Origin of the sequence: Herpetosiphon sp. (assembly GCF_003512625.1) — a bacterium.
Taxonomy (GTDB): Bacteria; Chloroflexota; Chloroflexia; order Chloroflexales; family Herpetosiphonaceae; genus Herpetosiphon; species Herpetosiphon aurantiacus.
This window is the reverse complement of the sequence record NZ_DOPT01000023.1, coordinates 32,581-56,305: the sequence shown is the minus strand read 5'-3', so window position 1 is coordinate 56,305 and position 23,725 is coordinate 32,581. Positions and strand designations below refer to the sequence as shown.

General features: G+C 51.6%; 21 protein-coding genes. 13 read left to right on the top strand and 8 right to left on the bottom strand.

The genetic code is table 11. From position 1 onward, the window contains the following. Nucleotides 1–1,313: 1,313 nt before the first annotated feature. Complete coding sequence (locus DEF47_RS05445; protein WP_012191544.1) at nucleotides 1,314–2,243, bottom strand: DUF1444 domain-containing protein; 930 nt, start codon at nucleotides 2,241–2,243, stop codon at nucleotides 1,314–1,316. 750 nt (nucleotides 2,244–2,993) lie between these two features. Here DEF47_RS05445 and DEF47_RS05440 point away from each other — a divergent pair. The 3 genes from DEF47_RS05440 to DEF47_RS05430 are packed head-to-tail and all read left to right on the top strand — an operon-like array spanning nucleotide 2,994 to nucleotide 6,545. After that, nucleotides 2,994–3,509, top strand: a complete 516-nt coding sequence (locus DEF47_RS05440) for a DedA family protein (protein ID WP_012191543.1) — start codon at nucleotides 2,994–2,996, stop codon at nucleotides 3,507–3,509. Between the two features lie 43 nt (nucleotides 3,510–3,552). Next, nucleotides 3,553–5,214: a peptide ABC transporter substrate-binding protein gene (locus DEF47_RS05435; RefSeq protein ID WP_012191542.1), complete on the top strand. Its 1,662-nt coding sequence runs from the start codon at nucleotides 3,553–3,555 to the stop codon at nucleotides 5,212–5,214. Nucleotides 5,215–5,216: 2 nt separating this feature from the next. After that, nucleotides 5,217–6,545 carry a glycerate kinase type-2 family protein gene (locus tag DEF47_RS05430; protein ID WP_012191541.1) on the top strand — a complete coding sequence of 443 codons (1,329 nt, stop codon included), beginning with the start codon at nucleotides 5,217–5,219 and terminating at the stop codon, nucleotides 6,543–6,545. On the opposite strand, the gene DEF47_RS05425 is transcribed toward DEF47_RS05430, so the two are convergent. The 4 genes from DEF47_RS05425 to polX are packed head-to-tail and all read right to left on the bottom strand — an operon-like array spanning nucleotide 6,546 to nucleotide 10,775. Then, nucleotides 6,546–7,664 carry a trans-sulfuration enzyme family protein gene (locus tag DEF47_RS05425; RefSeq protein ID WP_012191540.1) on the bottom strand — a complete coding sequence of 373 codons (1,119 nt, stop codon included), beginning with the start codon at nucleotides 7,662–7,664 and terminating at the stop codon, nucleotides 6,546–6,548. Nucleotides 7,665–7,677: 13 nt separating this feature from the next. Then, on the bottom strand, nucleotides 7,678–8,598 hold the full coding sequence (locus DEF47_RS05420) for a hypothetical protein (RefSeq protein WP_012191539.1): 921 nt from the start codon (nucleotides 8,596–8,598) through the stop codon (nucleotides 7,678–7,680). Between the two features lie 10 nt (nucleotides 8,599–8,608). After that, nucleotides 8,609–9,022 carry an HIT family protein gene (locus DEF47_RS05415; RefSeq protein WP_012191538.1) on the bottom strand — a complete coding sequence of 138 codons (414 nt, stop codon included), beginning with the start codon at nucleotides 9,020–9,022 and terminating at the stop codon, nucleotides 8,609–8,611. A gap of 16 nt (nucleotides 9,023–9,038) precedes the next feature. Next, nucleotides 9,039–10,775, bottom strand: a complete 1,737-nt coding sequence (polX, locus tag DEF47_RS05410) for a DNA polymerase/3'-5' exonuclease PolX (RefSeq protein WP_012191537.1) — start codon at nucleotides 10,773–10,775, stop codon at nucleotides 9,039–9,041. A gap of 600 nt (nucleotides 10,776–11,375) precedes the next feature. On the opposite strand from polX, the gene DEF47_RS05405 reads away from it, so the two are divergent. From DEF47_RS05405 to DEF47_RS05365, 9 genes are all read left to right on the top strand, one after another. Further along, nucleotides 11,376–11,996: a metallophosphoesterase family protein gene (locus DEF47_RS05405; protein ID WP_353845045.1), complete on the top strand. Its 621-nt coding sequence runs from the start codon at nucleotides 11,376–11,378 to the stop codon at nucleotides 11,994–11,996. A gap of 71 nt (nucleotides 11,997–12,067) precedes the next feature. Next, the gene (locus DEF47_RS05400; protein WP_012191535.1) at nucleotides 12,068–12,358 is read left to right on the top strand and encodes a YciI family protein; all 291 of its coding nucleotides are present in this window, start codon (nucleotides 12,068–12,070) and stop codon (nucleotides 12,356–12,358) included. Between the two features lie 74 nt (nucleotides 12,359–12,432). Beyond that, entirely contained in the window at nucleotides 12,433–13,764 is a 1,332-nt protein-coding gene (locus DEF47_RS05395) for a hypothetical protein (protein WP_012191534.1), read from the top strand. A 102-nt stretch (nucleotides 13,765–13,866) separates the two neighbouring features. Continuing rightward, nucleotides 13,867–14,952, top strand: a complete 1,086-nt coding sequence (locus tag DEF47_RS05390; RefSeq protein ID WP_012191533.1) for a glycosyltransferase — start codon at nucleotides 13,867–13,869, stop codon at nucleotides 14,950–14,952. A 200-nt stretch (nucleotides 14,953–15,152) separates the two neighbouring features. Continuing rightward, the gene (locus DEF47_RS05385; protein WP_012191532.1) at nucleotides 15,153–15,845 is read left to right on the top strand and encodes a YveK family protein; all 693 of its coding nucleotides are present in this window, start codon (nucleotides 15,153–15,155) and stop codon (nucleotides 15,843–15,845) included. Then, nucleotides 15,845–16,495: a YveK family protein gene (locus tag DEF47_RS05380; RefSeq protein WP_012191531.1), complete on the top strand. Its 651-nt coding sequence runs from the start codon at nucleotides 15,845–15,847 to the stop codon at nucleotides 16,493–16,495. The genes DEF47_RS05385 and DEF47_RS05380 overlap by 1 nt, the downstream gene beginning before the upstream one ends. Nucleotides 16,496–16,534: 39 nt before the next feature. Further along, the gene (locus DEF47_RS05375; protein WP_287045008.1) at nucleotides 16,535–17,182 is read left to right on the top strand and encodes a CpsD/CapB family tyrosine-protein kinase; all 648 of its coding nucleotides are present in this window, start codon (nucleotides 16,535–16,537) and stop codon (nucleotides 17,180–17,182) included. A gap of 214 nt (nucleotides 17,183–17,396) precedes the next feature. Beyond that, nucleotides 17,397–19,265, top strand: a complete 1,869-nt coding sequence (gene asnB / locus DEF47_RS05370) for an asparagine synthase (glutamine-hydrolyzing) (RefSeq protein WP_012191529.1) — start codon at nucleotides 17,397–17,399, stop codon at nucleotides 19,263–19,265. Further along, nucleotides 19,262–20,458: a glycosyltransferase family 4 protein gene (locus tag DEF47_RS05365; protein WP_012191528.1), complete on the top strand. Its 1,197-nt coding sequence runs from the start codon at nucleotides 19,262–19,264 to the stop codon at nucleotides 20,456–20,458. Before asnB ends, DEF47_RS05365 begins: the two co-directional genes overlap by 4 nt. Here the strand turns inward: DEF47_RS05365 and DEF47_RS05360 are convergent. After that, on the bottom strand, nucleotides 20,455–21,174 hold the full coding sequence (locus DEF47_RS05360) for an esterase family protein (RefSeq protein ID WP_012191527.1): 720 nt from the start codon (nucleotides 21,172–21,174) through the stop codon (nucleotides 20,455–20,457). The two genes, DEF47_RS05365 and DEF47_RS05360, sit on opposite strands and share 4 nt — an antisense overlap. 124 nt (nucleotides 21,175–21,298) lie before the next feature. On the opposite strand from DEF47_RS05360, the gene DEF47_RS05355 reads away from it, so the two are divergent. Next, on the top strand, nucleotides 21,299–22,111 hold the full coding sequence (locus DEF47_RS05355; RefSeq protein ID WP_012191526.1) for a glycoside hydrolase family 16 protein: 813 nt from the start codon (nucleotides 21,299–21,301) through the stop codon (nucleotides 22,109–22,111). Nucleotides 22,112–22,152: 41 nt separating this feature from the next. On the opposite strand, the gene phoU is transcribed toward DEF47_RS05355, so the two are convergent. Further along, on the bottom strand, nucleotides 22,153–22,836 hold the full coding sequence (gene phoU, locus DEF47_RS05350; RefSeq protein ID WP_012191525.1) for a phosphate signaling complex protein PhoU: 684 nt from the start codon (nucleotides 22,834–22,836) through the stop codon (nucleotides 22,153–22,155). 90 nt (nucleotides 22,837–22,926) lie between these two features. Beyond that, a complete protein-coding gene (pstB, locus tag DEF47_RS05345; RefSeq protein ID WP_012191524.1) occupies nucleotides 22,927–23,724 on the bottom strand; it encodes a phosphate ABC transporter ATP-binding protein PstB in 798 nt (265 codons plus the stop codon). Nucleotide 23,725 lies beyond the last annotated feature (1 nt).

The following is a 23,725-nucleotide window of genomic DNA, read 5'->3' as shown; positions in this document are numbered from 1 at the left end:
TTGCGAATAGCGATCTTTTTCATAAGGTACTCCTAATAAACCCATACCACTATGGGCTATGGCTTAATCATTCATCAGCTATCTGTAGAACTATTTGCAGCGGGAGATAAGAGCGGGAAGGAATGCAAATAGCAAAGGGAAGAATTATGGAATTAGGGTGCCACCACGGATTGGGCCAATCGGGCCACAACCACCAGCATAGAAGGCGGCGGTGGTTTTGAGGGTTTCGGCTTTGCGAATAGTAATTTTCTTCATTGCTTGCTCCTTAAGTTAATCGTAAAGGGGGAACCGATTATGGGATCAAACCGCCGCGACCTGGGCCAATCGGGCCGCCACAGCCACCAGCATAGAAGGCAGCGGTGGTTTTGAGGGTTTCAGCTTTGCGAATGGTAATTTTCTTCATGTGAACACTCCTAATAACCCTAGTTGGATAGGGGATTATTCGGCACTATGTTACCCAGTGGAACTATTTGCAGGCTGAGGAGGAAATCAAGGTATGTGCAAATAGCGTAGTTGTGAGGTATCAGAATTATGGGATTTGCACACCGCCGCGACCTGGGCCGATTGGGCTGCCACAGCCGCCAGCGTAGAAAGCAGCAGTCGTTTTGAGGGTTTCTGCTTTGCGAATGGTGATCTTCTTCATAGTGTTGCTCCTTTAAGATGATAGTTAAGTGTGCGACAATCATCCGCGATTACTCTGAAGCCTTGGAGCAAAATGTAGGTGGTGGTTTGCTTCAGAACGTATTGCTGTACTGGCTTAGCGAATCATAATAATTCTGCCAACGCCTGAATTACACCCGCCAGCATTCAATGCCGCAGGGGTTTTCAAGGTTTCAGCTTTACGCAAGGTGATCTTTTTCACGGAAATCCTTCATTGGAATGAAAATGATCGTATTTAGTTTCATTAAGTGTTGGGTATTTGAAGCAATGCGATGATGGAAAGAGGATGTGCTTCGATGAGGTGGGTTTTACAGCAGGGTGTTTATGGAATCCATTCACAACCACCTGAATAGAATGCTGCTGTGGTTTTGAGGGTTTCGACTTTGCGTACAGCCAATTTCTTCATGCGATCTCCTTTCTTTAGTACTAATTGAATTACATCCAGTATACCTATAGTTCTTAACCTTTGTCTACTAGCTTAATATGAGTAAACGATTAATAACCATTTTCACAAATGTCACAATCATTTACCTTTTTTTAAGATAAGAATGTATGGTAGTTGCAGTGTGTACCTTATCAATTAAACAACAAAAAACCTGCTGTTGACCCTTCTGGCAACAGCAGGCTAGCGAATTTTAATCTGGTTTGAGCTTCTATTCTTGAAAGGTCGTTAAAAAGGTAGTTGGCGGCGATAAACGCACCGCTTGCTGCTCTTGCGAGTGGGGCAAGTGGGTAAATGCACCGTTATCGTACCAAAAAACCTGATTGGAGATCGAGCCAGGCCCATTGCGATACATGCCTTCCACGACTGGTAACATGCTCGTCCAAGCTTCCAAGGCAATTGGCTCATTAATGGGATAGCATAGCACCACATGGCGATTGGGCACTGCTACCAACGAGCCGAAACGCCCGACACATTGCGGGTATTGCTCAAGCAACAGGCTTTGCGAACCAATCAAGAAATCGTCGCCAGTGATAGCTAGCACGTTAATGCCATCGTCCAGTTCATGTTCGGTGAGGCGCAACTCACGCCCACGCAAGTTTTCCAAGGCGACCGCAAACAATTCCTCGTTGGTTTTGCCCCAAGCCATCGCTTCGTCGCTGCTTACGCTACGAATCGTGGTGGGCAAATCAAACACCAGCACCGAGCAGACATCCTGTAAATCTTCGCGATAAATCAGCTTCTCGCGTAACTCAGGCTCCAAGGCCCACAAGCGAATTGCCAACAAATCGCGAATACTTTCAAAATCGTTTATTTCATCTTGCAAGAGCACTTCGTTTTCAAAACCCTTGTGCATTGCCTCAAAATGATCGGTAATAACTGCCAGCCATTGCGATTGGGGATGGGCATAGCATTTTTGAGCCAGTGAGCTTAACCCAATGCGGGTATCTTTACTCCACCCTGCATGGTCAGCAAGCACCACAAAGCCTTGGTTTTCAGGCCGCACGGGCAAACCAAGATTTTTCAAATAACGCTCCACGATTTGGCGAAAATCTTGCCATTGCTGTGGATTGAAAAAATTGACCCATGCTGGTGGTGTTGGTAAATCGCGCTTACCAAACGTCTTTTCCCAGTTGCTCATGGTTCCCCCCTATAAACGCTGACGCTGCTACCAACGCCCAAACACACCAAGCATTTGGTATGGCAGCAGGATGACCAAAGTATAGCCGAGCGTTGCCATCCGCATCAGGGCATATAAACCGATTGTTGGTCGGTCTGAAGCCTGATTATGCAAGAATAACCACCATGCAGAACGCTTCGTTCCCTCAAACCGAGATATTGGGGCTGTGGTTGGCATCAAGCCAATTGGGGCAGGCATTGCACCCAAGCAAGGGCTTAGAACGAAGCAAGTACGCGGTTGCATTGGTGTGTTCCTGCTAGCAAAATCGTGAGCCAAGCCTTGATCCGACAATCCCTTCCACCTAAATACTATCGCATGCCTCTGTGTCATACAATGTCATCAGTGTGAAGAAATGATGAGGCTTTATTAATTGTTGATCGCTTACTATGGGTATGCAAGAGTTACCGCTTAAAAACTCAATCAGCTAGCTACGTGGTTAGCTGTACTGGTTATTTTATTGGGTGGAATTTGCCAGCGCTGTTGATGCCCTCACCTCCTAGCCTGCCACCGTGGGAGATGAGTCAGGATTCAGTTAAGCTCGCAGGATCTTAGCCAAATCGTTGGGTAAGGCACGAACAAGGGATTGAGAACCCCTTCGTGCTCTTGGTGTCCTTCGTAGTTAAAAAACGTTATGTATGGTCTTTGCTTGATGTTCTGTTCTACCCAAATCAGTGTATGATAGATGCGCGGTTATCTAGGTGGAAGCAACCTATGTGGGATTCAATCGTTCAGGCCTTCAATAGTGCGGTTATTCAGCTTGAGGCCAATGTCTACTGGCTCACGTTGAGTTATTTGTTGTTCAGCGAATTTGGCGCACCACTGCCAATTCCAGGCAATTTTGTGTTGGTTGCTGGTGGCTTTTTGCTTGGCCGCCAAGGCGATCTGCCAATTTGGTTGATGGGCTTGGCTATCTTGGCTTTAGTGCCAGGTGCTGTAACCATGTTTTGGATTGGGCGGCGCGGTGGCTTGCCGTTACTCAATCGAATTGGCCCCAAGATCGGTCTATCCCAACGGCGACGCGACCGAATTGTCGGTTGGCTGGAACGGCGTGCGGTGCTTGGGCTGATTGTGATTCGAATATTACCAACGTTTCGCTTAGGCACAACCTTAATTCCTGGTGCCTTAGGAATGCCATGGCCGCGCTTTGCGCTTGGTATGGGTTGCGGCTTAGTGGCATGGGTCATCACCTATATGGGTTTGGGCTATGCGATGGGCTTGTTTAGTTGATTCGAGTGGGCGTTCTAGCGCTCTTGTGGAGTAATAAGCTTCTATGATGCGAATATTGACCCTAGGATTATTGGCTGTTTTGCTCACAGCATGTAGCCTCGGCTCCACACCAGCACCCACCAACGAGCCAACCACACCGCCAATTCAGGTTCCGCAAGGTGGTACGTTAACCATTCGCACGGCCCAAGATATTGCAGCTTTGCACCCGTGGAAACCAACCTGCCACGAAGAAGCTCAACTTTTAGGCCTGCTCTATCGTGGTTTAACTAAGCTTGATCAAAGCCTCGCTCCGCAACCTGATGTTGCTACAAGCTGGCAAAGCGATAGTATCGGCCAAACCCTGACCATGACCTTGCGCAGCGATATTCGTTGGCATGATGATACGACCTTGACTGCTGCTGATGCGGCTTGGACGATCAGCGCCATGCAAAGCATCAGCCCAACCACGCCATTATTGACCGATCTTCAGGGCTTGGTGCGCAAGGTTACTGCACCCGATGACACAACTTTGGTCATTTCGTTGCGCGAACCCTATGCGCCATTGCTCTCGGCCTTGAGCATGCCAATTTTGCCCAAACATGTGTTTGAGCAATTAAGCCCAGTTGAGCTTGATCAGCTTAATCTTTTGACGCAGCCAATTGGTAGCGGCCCGTTTATGTTCGAGCAACGGACTGCTGGCTCAGCAATTAGCTTAATTCGCAATAGCAACTATATCGATGGCGTGCCCTATCTCGATCGGGTGGCCTTTGTGGTTGCCCCCGATCCGCAAGTGGCTCGCCAAGCAGTGCGCGATGGAGATTTATTGGCAGCAGAATTGCCATGGGCACAAAGCCAAGGCTTAGGGCCAACAGTTGGCATAGGTAGTTATCCTGAAAATGGTTTTTATTATTTGGCCTTTAATATGCGTGATGGTCGCATCTTCAGCGATCAGCGAGTGCGCCAAGCGCTGGCATTAAGCCTCGATCTCAATACAATTGTCGAAACCGCTGGCCCAGCCGCTCAAGCAATTTTGAGCGATCATTTGCCTGGCACATGGGTTGCGCCAACTGGTGAGTTGCCCAAACGCAACTTAGATCAAGCTCGCGAATTACTGGATCAAGCAGGCTGGGTCTTGCCCGAAGGTGCGACAATTCGCGCCTCGAACGGGATTACGCTGTCGATGGCGCTGTTTGTGCGGGGCGATGACCAACGCCGCATCGAGGTTGCCGAACGGATCGCCGCTGCTACACGTCCGGTTGGCTTCAATATTGTGGTTACGCCAGCCGATTTCGAGAGCGTGATTCGCTCTAAATTGGTAACACCCTTTGATTTTGATTTGGCTTTGATGAGTTGGGGCAATAGTCGAGTTGGTGGTTCGCCCTCGTATACCGCCTACGATCCTGATAATTTCTCGTTGTTTCATTCGAGCCAAATTTACCAAGGGGTTGCCGATGGACGGCCTGGCCTGCGCAATTATGGTGCGTTTCAAAACACCAGTTTCGATAATTTATCGACGGCAGCGCGGGCACTTTACGCAACTGAACGCCGCCGCGAACTCTATCAACAAACCAACACAATCATTCAAACCGAATATCCGTATGTGTTTCTGTGGGCCGATCGGATTCCGGTCGCCTTAGCCAAACAGGTGCGTTCAACTCAAGGCGAAATTCGGTTGGATACGGCCAATTGGCTGTATGATGTTCAACATTGGTATCTTGAGCAATAATCATGGATGCTGCGGCGATTGCCAAATTCAGCGAACAACTGATTGCCACCGCGATTGCCAGTGTTGATCCTCAGCGGGCAGTTTTGCAGGCCTTGGATTGGGATTGCACTCGCCTGAGTTGTGGCGATTGGCAGTGGGCTGGCACAGGCCGAATCATTGTGCTTGGCGCGGGCAAAGCGGGCGCACCAATGGCCGCCGCCTTGGAAAGCATTTTAGGCGAGCGAATTGACAGGGGTTTGGTGGTGGTCAAAGATGCTCATTGTGGCGATTTTGCCCTCAAGCGCATCCAATTGCTTGAAGCCAGCCACCCCAGCCCTGATCAGCGTGGGCTGAATGCAGCTCAACAATGCGAAATATGGCTTCAGCAAGCCCAAGCCGATGATTTAGTGATTGCGCTCATCTCTGGTGGAGCTTCGGCTTTGTTGCCAGCGCCATCTGGAGCAATGAGCCTAGCCGATCTGCAAACCCTAACCCAGTTGTTGCTGGCGTGCGGCGCACCGATTGAGCAGATCAACACCATTCGCAAGCATTGTGATCGCTTGAAGGGCGGACAATTTGCGGCCTTGGCCCAGCCAGCCAGCCTGTTAAGTTTGGTGATTTCCGATGTGGTTGGCTCGCCGTTGACCATTATTGCCTCAGGCCTGAGCGTGCCCGATCCGGCGAGTTTTGCCGAGGCTTGGGCGATTCTCGAACAGTATGGTTTGATTGATCGGCTGCCGTTGAGCATTCGCGACTATTTACAACTAGGAATGCGTGGCGCAGTACCAGCCCATCCCGATGGCAGTGAGCCATGGTGGGCCAATGTGCATACGACGATTATCGCGCGTAACGAAATCGCCCAAACCGCCATCAAGCAATTGGCCGAAGCTCAAGGCTGGCAGGTCATTCACGATCAGCAGCCGATTACGGGTGAAGCCCAAGTGGTTGGGCAGCAGGTTGGGCAACGCTTGTGTCAACTCGCCCAGTCTGTCCAGCAACCAACGCTCTACCTCGCTGGCGGCGAAACCACGGTTAATTTAGCTGGAATCCTGCCGCATTCACAGGGTGGTCGCAATGCTGAGCTAGCGCTAGCAGCGGCGTTGGCGCTTGATGGTTGCCCCAATTGCCAGATAATTGCCTTGGCAACCGATGGTGGCGACGGCTCAAGCCCTGCTGCTGGGGCAATTGCCAATGGTCAAAGCATCGCCCAAGCTCGCAAGCTCGGGCTTGACCCACACCAAGCCTTGGCAATCCACGATAGTTATAATGTTTGGCGAGCGCTTGGCAGCGCCATCGAAATCGGCCCAACCCTGACCAATGTCAATGATTTGCTGATCGGCTTGGTGTGGTAGCTACAATACTGCCAAGGCTTGGGCCAAATCGGCAATCAAATCATCGGGGTGTTCGAGGCCGACCGAAAGCCGCAACAAGGCTGGCGGGGTTGGCGAATCTGGGCCTTCGAGTGTGGCCCGATGCTCGATCAAACTTTCAGGGCCACCAAGGCTGGTTGCCCGCGTCCATAACTTAACGTGGGCCGCTACTGCAATCGCTTCAGCCGCACCACCAACTACCTCGAACGAAACCATACCGCCCATCAGCAGCATTTGGCGTTGAGCCAATTCAAATTGAGGATGGCTTGTCAAGCCAGGATAATGCACAGCCTGCACCTTGGGATGTTGTGCCAACCACTCAGCCACCGCCAAAGCATTGGCACAATGGCCGCGCAGCCGATAGGCCAAACTTTGCATGCCGCGCAAAATCAGCCAACATTCAAACGGCGAGGGCACGGCTCCGGCCAGCACATGAATTTGCTGCAACCGTTGCCACCAAGGTGTTACAGTTTTGGTAATTAATGCACCACCCAGCACATCGCTATGGCCGCCAAGATATTTGGTGGTCGAATGCATCACCAAATCCACGCCCAAATCAAATGGGCGCTGGCCAAGCGGCGTGGCCCAGGTATTATCGCAAACCACCAATGCCCCAACCGCATGCGCCAAATTGCTCACCGCCGCCAAATCTGTTAATCGCAAGGTTGGGTTGGATGGCGTTTCGAGCCAAACCAAGGCTGGGGCTGGCTCCAACGCTGCTTGCACTGCCGCCAAGTCGGTCATATCGACAAATTGAGCATCAAGTTGAGCAAATACCTGACGCACCAAATTGGCCGTGCCGTTGTAGCAATCGCGTGGCAACAACACGCGCTGGCCTGGCGCTAAACTTTGCAGCACTGCGGTTGTAGCCGCCGAACCAGAGCCAAATGCCGCCGCCTCAACTCCACCTTCAAGTGCCGCTAAGGCTTGTTCCAAGGCTTGGCGGGTGGGGTTACCAAAACGTGTATAGACAAACCCATGGGGCAAACTACCATCAGCCGCTCGTTCAAAGGTACTGGCAAGATGAATCGGCGGCGTAACTGCACTGGTCGCAGCATCGACGCTACGACCAGCATGAATTAACAGGGTTTCAGGTTTCATAGGTTTCTCAGGGCTAAGGAATGACCGGAACTGCGGTGGGGGCAACTGGCTCAATGTAGTTTGGCTGACTATCTTGGAAGTAGAGGGCGCGGCCTAATAAGCCAATTTTGACCATTTGATTGGGATCGTTGGGGTGTAGCTCAAGCCGACCACGCTCGAAATATTGCACGGTATGCACTGTGCGATCTTCAGGCAGCACCTCTTGCAACTCCTCGCTAATTGGCCAGCCCAGCAGATCGATGCCGCCGTTGGCTTCCCAAAATTCAAGGAATGCCCCGCGCAACCCTTGTTGGGTCGCTTCGCTATAACGCAGCCCTGGGCGATTGGCAAAAAATTGCTGGTTAGGAAAATCGCGGTTTTGGGTGAATTCAACCCCAACTCGGCCTGGCTGCACTTCGTATTTCGTTGCTTGATGCTCAGGCCACCATTCAAGCCGTGCCCGCTCAAACCATTGAAATTGGCGGCCATTTTCTTCAAGCAAGCCACTGATCGGTCGTCCAAAGATCCGTTCGCCGCCATTCTTGACCCAATAGGGCAAAAACAGCGGGTCGATCTCAGCAGCATAACTTGGCAGGGCGTTTAATCCATCAACACCATAAAAGCGTTGGCCTTCCAGCACCGCCGCTTCAACATCGAGCGAGCGATTGGATTGGGTTTGAACGCTATTGAGTAAAGGTTGCAAGGTTGGCTGGGCATTGCTATCGCTCCCAAAAAGATTAAAGAGATTGATATTATTGCCACTCGCCAACAGCAGTACCAAAAAGATAATCAGAATAATGGCTACGCCAAATACTAACGCTTGAAAAGTCATGCCTTGTGGCGCGATCGCTTCATCCTCTTGAATAATTGCTGAAGGCACCTCTTCCGGTTCAGGATCTGGCTCAAGATCGTTTTCAAATTCGAGAACTTCGGTTGGGGGAGTACGGTCGCTCATGGGCAGTTCCTCATGCTTGATTGTTAGCCCGCAAACGCTCGGCTAAAGCGGCAAATGCTGCGTGATCGGTTGGGTTTGGTCGCCAAAATGAGAATACTCCATCGCCTTCCCAACGTGGAATGACGTGTACATGGTAGTAAAACACGACTTGTCCAGAAGCTGGGCGCGAGTTCTGCAACACATTAATTCCATCTGGTTTAAGCGTTTGCAATAATAATTGCGCTACCGTTTGCACCATCCGCGCCACCGCTACCAGATCCTCAGGGTTGGTATCGAAAATATCGGTACCAAAGCGCTTGGGAATCACCAAGGTATGGCCTTGGGCCGCCGGATTAATATCTAAAAAGGCTAGGGTTTGGTCATTTTCGGCCACTTTATGGCAAGGCAATTCGCCACGCACAATCTTGCTGAATATATCATTCATGCGATCAGCCTCCAAACTACGATTCGCTACTAAGCCCAAGTTTTTGTAATTTTTGCTGACGCAGCGCCAATACTGCCTCAGCATCCCATGTGTTGATTACTTGCTGGTTGCTAGCGCCACCACGGCGAGCCGTTACAACTCCATAAAACAGATTATCGAAACCTGCCGTGGCATGGGCATCGGTGTTGATGCTGATATTACACCCAGCCGCCAGCGCTGCCCGCACATTTGGCGCATCCAAATCAAGCCGTTCAGGCCCAGCATTAACTTCCAAAACTGTGCCCGTTGCCGCTGCTGCCGCAATAATCTGCGCCATATCATAATCGGCTCCAGCACGGCCATTCAAAATCCGCCCAGTTGGGTGTCCGATGATCGTCACCAAGGGATGGTTAATCGCTCGCAGCATGCGGGCGGTCGATTCAGCGCGGGGCTGGCGTAAGGCCACATGCGGCGAAGCCACCACTAAATCTAATGTGGCTAGCACCTCATCGGGCAAGGCCAAGCTGCCATCGGGCAAAATATCGACTTCGCAGCTTTGCAATAAGCGAAATTCATGGCCTTCGGCGGCTAATTGCTGATTGAGTGCGTTGATTTCGGCGCGTTGAGCCAGCAAACGTTCGCCATCTAGCCCACCCGTTACGCCTAAATAGGCACTATGATCAGCCACCGCCATATAGCGATAACCCTTGGCAATGCCGGCTAGCGCCATCTCGCGTAGGCTGGCACTGCCATCACTCCACGTCGTGTGCCAATGTACATCGCTGATAATCGCCGATTGTTCGAGCAATTTGGGCAATTGCTGGGCTTGAGCTAGCGCAATTTCGCCCCAGCCTTCGCGCAATTCAGGCGCGATCCATTCCAAGCCTAAAGCTGCATACACCGCTGCTTCATCGGCAAAATCAGGAAAATTAAGCGGATCAAGCTGCCAATTCTGGGCCTGAGCCAATTGATTTAAGCCAGCTACATGGCTAGTCGAGCCAGTCCAATAGACCAAAGCGCTGCCCCAATGTTCGGGCGCAACCGCTACAATCCAAGCATTCATGCCGTTGTGCAACAACAAGCGCAAGCCGTTGTCGCTGGGGGTAGCTTGGGCAACTTGAGGTAATTCAGCGATCGCGGCATAGGCGGCAGCTTGATCTAAGCTAGCTACCACAAAATTCAAATCGCCAACACTGGCTTGATAACGACGGGTTGAACCAACCACTTGCACCGCGCTAATGCTGGCAATTTCAGCTAACGTGGCGCTTAATGCTTGGGCCACGGGCAAGGCATCGACCAACCGCAAGCGCAGCACCTGATTTTGCATGGCTTCGAGAGCGCTCAACACTTTGGCTGCACTTTTCGCGCCAAAGCCTTTAATTTTGGCCAAACGCCCATCCTGAGCCGCCGCAAACAAGGCCTCAAGATCCTGAATGCCTTCATCGCGAAAAAGCCGAGCTGCGGTTTTGGGGCCGATTTCGGGCACACGCAAAATCTGCAACAACCCAGGCGGAACTTTTTCCAAAAGCTGGTCGGCCAAGGCCGAATGGCCATGATCAAGCAATTCGCCAATAATTGCCGCGCTGGCCTCGCCAATATTGGGCAAACTGGTTAATAGCCCTTGCTCACGCAGGCTGGCAAGGCTGGTCGTTTGGGCGGCGAGGGTATCGCTGGCACGACGATAGGCCGCCAATCGAAAACGATTTTCGCCGATCACTTCCAAGGCATCGGCAATATCGGCAAACACTTGGGCAATTGCTTGGTTGCTAAGCATACTTCGACTGTGCTCACGCTGAAAAAAGAGCAGGAGTAGTAGAGTAGATCGTGGTTTGATTATAGCATGCTCACCTTGGCCTGAGGATATTCTCGCCGAAATCGAGACTTCAGGTTTAGCTTCAATAACGTTGCTAGTCAATCTCGTGCCCTCACCCTCGCCCCTCGCCCTTTCAAGGGTTGGTTTTTAACCATAATATAGGTGGAATTCACAGCCGATTTGCATGCCCTCACCCCCTCGCCTCGCGTGCGGGAGAGGGGGAACCACCGTAGCATGAAGGGTAGAACTCCCCTCGCCCGCCGCAGTGGGAGAGGGGTTGGGGGTGAGGGAACAGGGAACGTTAAAACCTTCCCTTGTAAGCTAGTCCCGCTCCCACCCGCGAGTCGAGGGTGAATCGCGCTCAATCATCAAGGGTAAGGGCCATTAATTACCAACCCAATGAATCATTCCACTGCTGTTCAAATCCTTCATCCCTCATCCTTTATCCTTTGGTCACCTGTGCTATACTGCTTAGAAATGCAACGCTGCAACGAGTGTAGAATCGTGGATGTTCTGGAGGGTGCGATGAGGCTCCTGTCGGTTAGTGACGAAGTAGTTAGCATGTTGCAAACATCGGCGCTGCGCCAACGTGTAGGGTCGATCGATGCGATCGTCGGCTGTGGTGATTTACCACCGAGTTACCTTGAGTATCTGGTTTCGATGCTCAATGTGCCTTGCTTTTACGTTAACGGCAATCATGATGCGCCTGAGCAACATGAAGACGGCAGAGTTTCAGTCAAACCCCAGGGCTGCGATAACCTCGATTTGCGAGTTGAAGCGGTGGGCGGGCTATTAATTGCCGGGGCTGGCGGTGTGTTACGCTATCGCCCAGGCGAACATCAATATAGCGAAGCTGAGTGGGCATGGCGCATGACCATGCTGAGCGCACGGGTCTTTTTTGCCCAAATGCGCTACCGTCAGCGGCTTGATGTGTTAATTACCCATACGCCACCAGCAGGCTTGCACGATGGCATTGGCGCACATCGCGGGCCACAAGCGCTACGGCGCTTTATTGATCGGATTGCACCACGCTATGTCATCCATGGCCATGTGCATTTAAATTATGGTTATGGCGACCAGCGGCCCTTGCAATATGGTGATACACTGATTGTAAATACCCATGGCTATCGCTTGCTCGATCTTGAGCCAATGCCGGCCTTGAGCAAGGCCCAAGCCAGTTAACCATGATCTCAAAGTTGAACAGTATGCAGCGACGCTCCCCACGGGGGCGTTTTTTGCTTTGGGAGTCAGCAATGCTAACGTATTTGGTCACGCTAACCATTATCGTCGATCGGGCAATCTATGAACCCCATTTGCCTGATCATTTAGCATACTTGGCCCAGCTTAAAGCCGCTGGCCACTTGTTGCTCTCTGGCCCCGCCACTGATCGTCGGGGTGGCTTTGTCTTGTTGCAGGCCGATTCGTTGGCCACTGCAAGAGATCTTGTCGAAGGTGACCCATTAGTAGCGCGTGGCTTGGATTCCTACGAGATTCGCGAATGGCGAATTACCGAGGGCCAGCCCCAGCAGATTGTTCCATCGTAGTAACAAATCAATCAGGCCAACACACATTGGTGTTCAATTCGGCCAAGCTCGCCGACACCAAGGAGGAACTTAAGATGGGCTACAATCAATGGATCGATCAGCAAGTTGATAGTGATTTTCAAAAAGCGCGATTTAGCGCGTTTTTGAATGCAATAAAAGCACGTTTGCGCGACGAACCGCAAACGCTCTTACCATTTGAAGAGGTTCGTGCTCGCCTCAATATTCGCAGCCAAACCGATCGGGGCATGCAAATTGTGCCGTTGCAATCGATTATTGGCAGCGAAGGCCGATATAGCGATTTCGACCGCCAATTTTTGCCACGCCACGAGGTAACTAAAGCCCGTTGGAAAAACGTTGATCGGGCACATTATAACGATGTGATGCTCCCGCCAATCGAACTCTATCAAATTGGCGAGGTCTATTTTGTGCGCGATGGCAATCATCGAGTGTCAGTCGCTCGCCAACAAGGCCAAGATTTTATCGATGCCCATGTGATCGAATTGCTCAGTGATGTGCCAATCAAGCCAACCATGACCCAAGATGAATTGAATCAATTGGAAGAACGCTCAGACTTTTTGGAATGGACGAATTTGGCGCAGTTGCGGCCTGAAGCCCAGTTTATCGAGCTAACCACACCTGGTGGCTATTTGGATCTGATTCGGCATATCAACGGCCATCGCTATTTCAAATCGTTGGAACTTGGCGAGGAGCCAACCAGCGAAGAGGCGATTTTAAGTTGGTACGACAATATTTATAAACCTTTGATCGACGAAATTTATGATACTGGGATTTTGGCGGCCTTCCCCGAGCGCACCGCCACCGACTTGTATCTGTGGATTATGGATCATCGTCATTATCTGACCCAGACTGAGGGGATCGATCCAGGCCCGAAAACTGCGGCGATCGACTATACCCGCCATTTTGGCGAGCGCAAAAATCGGGTTAAGTTACCTGATCCGCCCAGCCATGCCGAACTAGAGTTTATTCAGTGGAGCAAACTCAATCTGCTGCGCCAAGATGTGCGTGTGCCGCTCAGCAACGATAACGATTATGCGCGGATCAAATTGCATGTGATCGATCATCAATATTTTATGGGCAAGGATCTTGATCGCGAAGTCACGTTCGAGGAAGCTGTACAAAGCTGGTACGATACGGTGTATCGCCCAGTAACCCAAGCCATCGCTCAACAACATATTGGTGAGATGTTTCCACGCCATACAATCGGCGATTTATATTTGTTGATCACCGATTATTTGCATATGCTACGCGGTCAGGGCGTGGAGATTCAGCCATTACAAGCGGCCCGCGAATATGCCGAACGCTTTGGTAGCGAACGTGGAGCCTTTCTGACAGGCGTGTTGCATCGAGCACGGCGATTGATGAAACGAGCCTTTGCAACAACATAGTTACATAATTGTGACCTAATTTTCAGCATTGCAGCCCTGGTTGTGCGCTATAATGACCCCACAGGATAGCCCAACCATGGGCTTTTTGTTTGAGTAGGTTTCATGCAAATAGCTTTAGTTCATGATTATTTGAATCAATATGGTGGCGCGGAACGGGTGCTCGAAGTGTTGCACGCCATGTTTCCGCAAGCCCCAATTTATACATCAATTTACGATGCCGAGGCCATGCCCAGCCACTATCGCAGTTGGGATATTCGCACCTCGTTTATGCAAAAGCTGCCAGGTTGGCGCAAGCATTTTCGTAAATATTTTTTGCTCTATCCCAGTGCCTTCGAGCATTTCGACCTGAGCGCCTATGATTTGGTGATCAGCTCATCGAGCGCTTATGCCAAGGGCGTAATAACCAAACCTGGCGCTCGCCATGTGTGCTATTGCCACACCCCAATGCGCTTTGCTTGGCGCACCGACGATTACGTTAAACGCGAGCAGATCAGTGGGATCTTCGGGGCGATTCTGCCCTTCTTTTTGACCTACCTGCGCATGTGGGATGTCCAATCGTCAGGCCGCGTAGATCGCTTTATTGCCAACTCGCGCACGGTTGCTGATCGGATTGACCATTTCTACAAACGCCCTTCAACAATCATCACGCCGCCAGTTGAATTGCAGCCATTCGAGCCACAACCAGCCGAAGATTTTTATTTGGCGGGCGGGCGGCTTGTGCCCTACAAACGGCTTGATTTGGCGATCAAAGCGTGTACCAAACTTGGTTTGCCCTTGGTGATTTTTGGCGATGGCCGCGATCGCGCCGAGCTTGAAAAAGTGGCAGGGCCAAGCGTGCGCTTCGTTGGCAAAGTTGATGACGCGACCTTGCGCAGTTTATATGCCCGTTGTCGCGCCTACCTCATGCCAGGCGAAGAAGATGCAGGCATTCAGCCGCTCGAAGCCATGGGTGCAGGCCGCCCTGTGATCGCCTACCAAGCAGGTGGGGCACTCGATAGCGTGATCGAAGGCCAAACTGGGCGCTTTTTCAGCCAACAAACCGTCGAAGATCTGGCGGCGGCCATCCTTGCCAGCCAAAACGATCACTACGAGCCAACGGCGATTCGCGCTCATGCCGAGCAATTTGCCCGCCCCGCCTTCGAGGCGCGGATTCGGGCCGAAGTCGAAGCGGTGTTAAACGAAGGATGAAGGATGAGGGATGAGGGATGAAAGTTTAGAGCAGAGAACATAGTCATTAGGGGTCAGGGGCTAGGGTCGGGGATTGGAAGAATAATTAGTGAAATTCGTGCAATTCGTGGCTAAAGACAGCCTTCGTGCTCTTCGTGTTCTTAGCGGTTTTAACCCTTCGTGCCCTTCGTGTCCTTCGTGGATCAAAAAAGGATAGATATATGGAATTACGGCGATATGTTGCGATTATTCAACGCTCGTGGTGGCTGGTGCTCGGTGTGCCGCTGCTGGTGCTGTTGGTGTCACTGATCAGCTTTCAGCCTGATCCACAGCGCTATCGGGTCAACGCCAAATTTGCCATCACCCACGCTCCAGTCGGCGGCAACGAGGTCTTGCCCGATATGAATATTTACAATTCATGGCAAAGCACTCAATTTATCGTTGATGATTTGCCGAGTGTCGTGCGCACCGAAGCCTTTGCCCAAGCCATTAGCACCTGGATCGCCAGCAATCGCAATATTCAGCTTGATGCTGGCGCAGTCAAAGGTATGATCACCGCAGTTGAGCAGGAGCATCGCATCGCAACCATTATTGTCGATGCGGATACTGCTGATCAGGCTACGGCGATTGCCGCTGGCAGCATTGCGGTGCTCGATGAACAAGGCTTGCAATGGTGGGATCGCGCTCAATGGGGCACGCTGGCGGTCGAAACGCTCGAACTACCAACCACTGCTAGTGCATTAAGTCGTTGGCCGCAGCCAATTACTCGTTTGGCTTTGCGCTTGGTGTTGGCGTTGGTGGCGGGGCTTGGCTTGGCCTTCTTGCGCCACTACCTCGATCGCACCGTGCGCGAACAGAGCGATTTGGCTCAGCTGAATGTACCAGTGCTCGTAGCTATTCCAAAGGAGTCGTAATGCTTCGACCTCAAGATTATCTGGCGATGTTGCTACGGCGTTGGTGGGTGATTGTGCTGATTGGTTTTGCCAGCGCAGCTGCTGCGTATGGATTTAGCAAATTGCAAACGCCCTTGTATCGTGCCCAAACCACCTACAACGTGATTACCAGTCGTTACGATCAAGGCTTGACAATGCAATTGCCCAGTGTCATGGGTAACTGGCCTGGCCAATTGACCGATGCCCGTTTGCAAGAAATTAGCAACCAATTGCAACTTGATCGCACGCCCGATTATTTGCGTAAATATATTGCGATCCAGCCGCAGCCCGATCAATTGCTGCTGACGATCAACGTCGATTATCCCGATGCCAAAAAAGCGGTTGTATTGGCCGATGCCTTGGGCGAAACGCTCAAAAGCGAAGTTGCTGGCTTGAATGCGCTGCGTTTGAGTACCGATGCAATTAATATTCGGGTACAGCAGCCAGCCAAATATATTGAGTTAGCCTCGCCCAAAACCAAAATCAATGTGTTGGCGGGCGGTATTTTAGGCGGGATTATCGGTATTTTGGTGGCCTTTGCCCTAGAATATTTCGACGATCGGATTAAATCCAACAACGATATTGAACGCTGGACTGGCCTACCAACCTTGGGCAGCATTCCCGAATACTAAGCGTCGGCTGAGCCAACCAATTAGATAGAGGTAGTTATTGTGGCATTAGATTTAATTACGTTGCGCGATCCACGGGCCGCCGCCGCCGAAGCCTACCGCACCTTGCACACTAATATTCAATTTTCGTCGATTGAGCGCAAACTGCACACGATTTTGGTCACCAGCAGCGTACCCGATGAAGATAAAAGCAGCGCTCTCGCCAATTTGGCGGTAACCTTTGCCCAAGCCGAACAACGGGTGATTGTGCTCGATTGCGATTTGCGCCGCCCAAGTTTACATAGCCTGTTTGGGGTGAGCAATGAGCGTGGCCTGAGCCAAGCCATGAATCAAAACAGTGCTTTGCCAATCGTCAAAACCGAGATCGATGGCCTACAAATTTTGCCTGCTGGCGAAACGCCGCCCAGCCCAGCCGATTTGCTCAGCTCCAAGCGCTTGGATAGCGTGTTGCGCGACCTGAAACAGCAAGCCGATATTGTGTTGATCGATGCGCCGCCTGTTTTAGCGGCCAGCGATGCAGCCTTGTTGGCCACCAAAGTTGATGGGGTGGTGCTGGTGACCAAAGCTGGCAAAACTCGCCGCGACAGTGCCCGCGAGGCCGTAGCCTTGTTGCAACGGGTCAATGCCCATATCGTAGGGGTGATTTTGACCAACGCTAAACTTGAACGCGAACGCTACGCCCGCTATTAAGGATAAGTTTAGATTCCCTCACCCCCTGCCCCCCTCTCCCGCCCAGCAGGCGAGGGGGAACCGCCAAACCAAACGCCCCTAGCCCGCCGCAGTGGGAGAGGGGTCGGGGTGAGGGAACGATCAAACTTTTACCCTTCTCATCAAGCAGAGAAGGGTTTCGTTAATTTTTGCTCCAGCATTGTTCAATCACTATTACTCTCATTTGGAGCGTTGTATGTGTGGCATTACGGGCCATCTCGAATGGCATGGCACGGCGCAAACCGCCATTCTTGAGCAGCAAACCGAGGCGATTCGCCATCGTGGGCCGGATAGTGCGGGCTTTTTTTGCGTTGCTCAGGTGGCGTTGGGCATGCGGCGCTTGGCAATTATCGACCTAACCAGTGGCGATCAGCCGATGTTTAGTCGTGATGGCGATTTAGCCTTGGTGTTCAACGGCGAAATTTATAATTTTCAGGCTTTGCGCCAGCAATTGCAGCAACTCGGCCAACATTTCGCCACCAACAGCGATACCGAAGTGATTGTGCGGGGGATTGAGCAATGGGGTATTTTGGGCTGTGTGCAACGCTTGAATGGCATGTTTGCCTTGGCGATTTGGCAGCAACAAGCCCAACGCCTGACTTTGGTGCGCGATCGACTTGGGATCAAGCCTCTCTATTGGTATTCCGATGCTCAGCGCTTGGTGTTTGGCTCGGAAATCAAGGCAATTTTGGCGCATCCAGCAGTGCCACGCCAAATCAATCTGCAAGGTTTGGCTAATTATCTAAGTTTTGGCCATAGCCTCGCACCCCAAACCATGCTCCAAGCTATTTATAAAGTCGAGCCAGCCCACATTCTGACATGGGATGTTGCTAGCCGTGCCATGCAAACCCAACGCTATTGGCAATTGCAGCCCAATCCAATCGCGATTGCGCCCGCCGAAGCTGCCGCCGAATGCTATAGCCGTTTGCGCGAAGCTGTGCGGTTGCAACTGATTAGCGATGTGCCGCTGGGTGCGTTTCTTAGTGGCGGGCTTGATTCAAGTATTATCGTGGGCTTGATGCAGCGCTTGGGAGCAGCACCAATCAACACATTTAGCGTGGGCTTTGAGCATGCAGGCTTCAACGAATTGCCCGATGCAGCACTCGTGGCCCAGCATTTTGGCACTAAACATCATGAACTGCGCCTGAATGCCAACGATTTGGTTGGCGCTTTGCAAACCTTGGTTTATCACTACGACGAACCATTTGGCGATGCCGCAGGCTTGCCGGTATATCTCGTTTCACGCTTTGCCCGCGAACATGTCAAAGTGGTGCTGACGGGCGAGGGCAGCGATGAGCAATGGGCTGGTTATCGGCGCTATCAAGCCGAATTGATCGCTCGGATGGCGCAGTATTTGCCTGGGCGTAGCGCAATTGCCGCGCTGATTCGCCAGTTGCCCCGTAATCGCCGCCTCAAACAGGCAATTCGCACCTTAGATCAGCGTGATCCCGGGCGGCGTTACGCTGCATGGCTGACGATTGCCGATGTGCAACAGCGCCAACGCTTGCTGCAACCACATATCAGCGCAGTGCTAGGGGATTATGCGCCTGAGCAAATCTATGATCAGGTGTATCCGCGCAGCGGCGCAGCCATGACCAACATGGGCTTGGCCGATTTACAAACATGGTTGCCAGATACCTATTTGGAAAAAGTTGATAAGGCCTCGATGGCTGCTAGTATCGAGGCGCGGGTGCCATTTCTTGACCATACCTTGGTGGAATGGACGATGAATTTGCCGCCAACACTTAAACTGCGTGGCACAAAAACCAAGTGGTTGCTCCGCCAAGCTTTTGGCGAAATGCTGCCGCAACGCACTTTGCGCAAGCCTAAACATGGCTTTGCAGTGCCAACCGACCCATGGTTTCGCGGAGCATTGAGCAACTGGACTGCCGAAATTTTGTTTGATCAACGCACGCTCAGCCGTGGTTTGTTCAATCCGCACGAAGTCCAACGGATCTACCAAGCCCATCGCGATGGCAAAGAAACCGCAGATACCGTATTATGGTTACTACTGAACATCGAACTTTGGCAACGGATCTATCTTGATCGCGAGGAACGGCTATGAATCAACCTTTAGTGCTGCATATTGCAACTGCCGATATGGGCTTGCGCTTTTTACTGCTCGAACAGATGCAGGCAATTCATCATGCAGGCTATCAGGTACGCGGAGTTGCCAGCGATGGCCCCTATCGCGCCGAGGTTGAGGCCGCTGGAATTCCGGTCGATGTGATCAAGATGCCTCGCGCAATTACTCCAAACCGCGATTTGTTAGCGCTAACCCAGCTTGTGCGTTTGTTTCGTGAACTCAAACCAACGATTGTCCATACCCATAATCCTAAACCTGGTTTGCTTGGCCAGCTAGCAGCACGCATTGCTGGCGTGCCAATTATTATCAACACCATTCATGGCTTTTATTTTCATGAGCATTCGAGCGCCAATCAGCGGCGCTTCTACATTGCCATGGAGAAAATAGCCGCCCGTTGTTCGCATGCAATTCTTTCGCAAAACCGCGAAGATCTCAACGCAGCGCTTGCGCTCAAGATTGCGCGGCCAGAGCAAATTAGCTTTTTGGGCAATGGCATCAATTTACAAGTGTTTGATCGGCGGGCCGTGAGCCAAGCCGACATTCAAGCTGCCCGCCAAGAACTGGGTATTCCTGCTGATGCCCAAGTGATCGGAGCAGTTGGGCGTTTGGTTGCCGAAAAGGGCTATCACGAGTTGTTTCAGGCGTGCCAACAACTGATGGCAACTCGCCCCAATTTACATTTGCTGGTGGTTGGCCCCGAAGAACCAAATAAAGCCGATGGCCTGACCGCCGCAACCGCCGCCAAATATGGCATTGCTGAGCGCACCCATTTTGCAGGCCTGCGCCGTGATATGCCGGTGCTGTATCGGTTGATGGATGTTTTGGCCCATCCTTCCTATCGCGAGGGCTTTCCGCGTGCGCCAATGGAAGCGACCGCAATGGGTGTGCCAGTGGTTGCCAGCGATATTCGCGGTTGCCGCGAAACCGTGGTGCATAGCCTTAACGGCATGTTGGTGCCAGTGCGCGATGTAGCGGCCTTAGCACATAGCCTTGGCCGCATGATCGACGATCGGGTGTTACGTGAGGCCTTTGCGCGGCTAACTCGGCGGGTTGCTCAGCGCGAGTTTGATCAACAACGGGTTTTTGATCGAGTGCTGTTGACCTATGCCAAGCAATTACAAGCCCATGGAATGGCCGTGCCCGAACCAATTCAGAGCCAAGCCTCAACCTAATCGTGGCCTTGAATATATTTGGGCAGCATTTGCTCCCAATATGGCCAATCGTGAGCCCAACCATCCCAAACCCGCAGCGCATTGCCTACGCCATGATTCCATAAATTGCTGGAGAGCACTTCGTTGCTCTGGTAGCTGGGGTCGTCGCGGCCAATCGCCAAAATAATATCGAGTTGGCGCAAATGGGCGAGCTGCCCCGAATCGTGTAAATTGGCAGTGTACTCGGTCGGTGTATTGAAATAAACCTGCTCATCACTGTAGCCATCCATAAATGAGCGCATATTGTAGCGACCACTCAAGCCCAAGCAACGCCGAAACAGTTGGGGGTGGCGCAAGGCAATATTCACCGCATGAAACGCCCCAAACGAACAGCCAACACTCATCAAAAATTGATTTTGGTTGAAATTGCGTAGCCAAGGCACAACTTCGCCGATCAAATATTGCTCATATTGCAGATGGCGGCCAATTCGTCCGCTAGGATGCGCCCATTTGCAATACCAACTTTCAGCATCAACGCTATCGACGCAAATTAGTTGTAGCCAACCACGCTCAAGGTGCTCGGCCAAAATGCCAGTCATATTGCGATCTTCAAACTCGAAAAAACGCCCCATTGAGGTGGGGAAGACCAAAACAGGTGCGCCATGGTGGCCAAACAACAACAACTCCATGTCGCGGCCAAGCGCTGAACTATGCCAACGATGATATGAACGATGCATCGGCGTTCCTCACACTGAGAACCATCACTGCGAGTATAGCATGAACCATTGCTGGCGGCTTAACAAAATCGCCAACGCAGGCTACAATAGCACAAATATGCTATAGGCTAAGGATGGCTTGACCATGGATTTTACTGCTGCACTGCCCGCCAACCCGCTCGAAAAACCTGGCTATCGCCTAGATTTTCAGGATGAATTTGCTACCGAGCAGCTTGATCAAGCCAAGTGGCTGCCCTATTATCTGCCGCAATGGAGTTCGCGTGAGCGTTCAACTCCTCGTTATCACCTTGCCAACCAGCGCCTAATCCTCGAAATTCAGGCTGATCAAGCGCCATGGTGTCCCGAATTCGATGCTCAAACTCGCTGCTCATCGTTACAAACTGGGGTTTTTAGTGGAGCATTGGGCAGCCCAGATGGGCAACATCGCTTTAACCAAGCTTGTGTAGTGCGCGAATTGCAAGATTCGATTCGCACCTATACCCCGCAGTATGGCTATTTTGAAATGCGAGCCAAAGCCACAATTGGCCCAAATAATGTCGTCGCTTTGTGGATGATTGGCTTTGAAGATCAGCCCGAATATTCCGGCGAGCTGGCAATTATGGAGATTAAAGGCTGGAATATTGGCGCTACTGGCTTGAAATTAGGTTATGGTGTGCACCCTTGGGGCGATTCGCAGCTAACTGATGAGTTTTTTGAGGATGAAGTGGCGATCAAGGTAAGCGATTATCATATTTACGCTGCCGAATGGACACCCAGCCAAATCGATATTTATCTTGATAATCGTAAATTGCGCACAATTCAGCAATCGCCCAACTATCCGATGCAATTTATGCTGGGAATGTATGATTTGCCGCTGCGCCAACCAACCACCGCCCAGTATCCGCAGCAATTCGAAATTGATTATGTGCGTGGCTATCAGCCTTTACATGGCTATTAGCTGAGCAAGACTGCGCCGAAAGCGCAGTCTTGAACCATAAGCTAGGCCTGTGGTTTGTCGGCCTCATCCTTGCGTAGCCGATGTTTATCAATGATACCTGTGGCAATAAAGCTGGTGCGTTCGCCAATGTTGATCGTGCGGTCGGCGATGCGCTCAAGGTTGTGGGCAATCCATAAGTAATACATCGCTCGCTCAACATAGTCGGGCTGACTACGCATCGTGGCGAATGTCCAGGCCAAAACTTCGCGATACAAGCCATCAATCTCGTCGTCGGAGTGTTCGAGGCGTTCGGCAGCTTGGGGATCACGCTCGTGCAAGGCATCAAGCGCATCACGCAACATGGCTTGGGCTTTCAAGGCCATGGTTTTAATTTGAGGTGGTTGCTCCAAGGCTGGCAATTCGATACAGCGAATCACCAACTCGGCGATACCCTCGGCATAATCGCCAATCCGCTCAAGCTCCGAGGCTAGCTCCAAAAACATACTGACCACCCGCAGATCACGGGCCATTGGCTGTTGGCGGGTAATCACGCTCAGGGCATTGGTTTCAATTTGGTAGCGCAACTCATCGATCACATTATCGTTGGCGATAATTTGGCGGGCAAAAATTGGCTCGTTGCGTTCAAGCGACCACAAAGCATCGCGAACGGCCAAAGAAACCCGATTGCCCATATCACGAATTTGGCCTTCTAGCTCGGCTAAGGCATGCAGAAAATGTTCGCGCATTCGATACCTCGTGGCCACATGGTGGCAGATATACAAGAGCAACGAACATTGTCCGTTGCTCATTGCTCGCTATTGCAGCTAATTGGCGAATTAACCGAAGCGTCCGGTAATGTAATCTTCGGTGCGTTTGTCTTTGGGGTTGGTGAATAAATCGCCAGTTGGGCCATATTCCACCAACTCGCCAGCGCGTTGATCGTTCATCAAGAAGAAGGCAGTGTAATCTGAGGCGCGAGCAGCTTGTTGCATATTGTGGGTCACAATCGCAATCGTATAGCGTTGGCGCAACTCCATCATCAGTTCCTCGATTTTCAAGGTACTGATCGGGTCGAGTGCCGAACATGGCTCGTCCATCAAAATCACTTCTGGCTCGACCGCCAAGGCGCGAGCAATACACAAGCGCTGTTGTTGACCACCAGAAAGCGCCAAACCGCTTTCCTTCAATTTATCTTTGACATCATCCCACAAGGCCGATTGACGTAAACAGCGCTCAACCAAATCGTCCATTTCGCTCTTCGTGCCCTTCCAACCATTGATCCGTGGGCCAAAGGCGATGTTATCGTAAATGCTTTTGGGGAAGGGATTGGGCTTTTGAAACACCATGCCGATGCGGCGACGAACTTCGACAGCATCAACATCGTTGGCATACAGATTTTGCTCGTGGAACAGCACTTCGCCTTCGACCCGAGCGCCATTGACCAGATCGTTCATGCGGTTAAGCGAGCGCAGCACCGTGCTTTTGCCACAGCCCGAAGGGCCGATCAGCGCGGTAATTTTGTTGCGTTCGATATTCAGCGAAACATTGTTGATGGCGCGGAATGTCCCATAGTAGACATTCATATTGCGCACAGTCAAGCTATAGTTGGCAGTGTCAGTTTGTTTCTCGGTCATG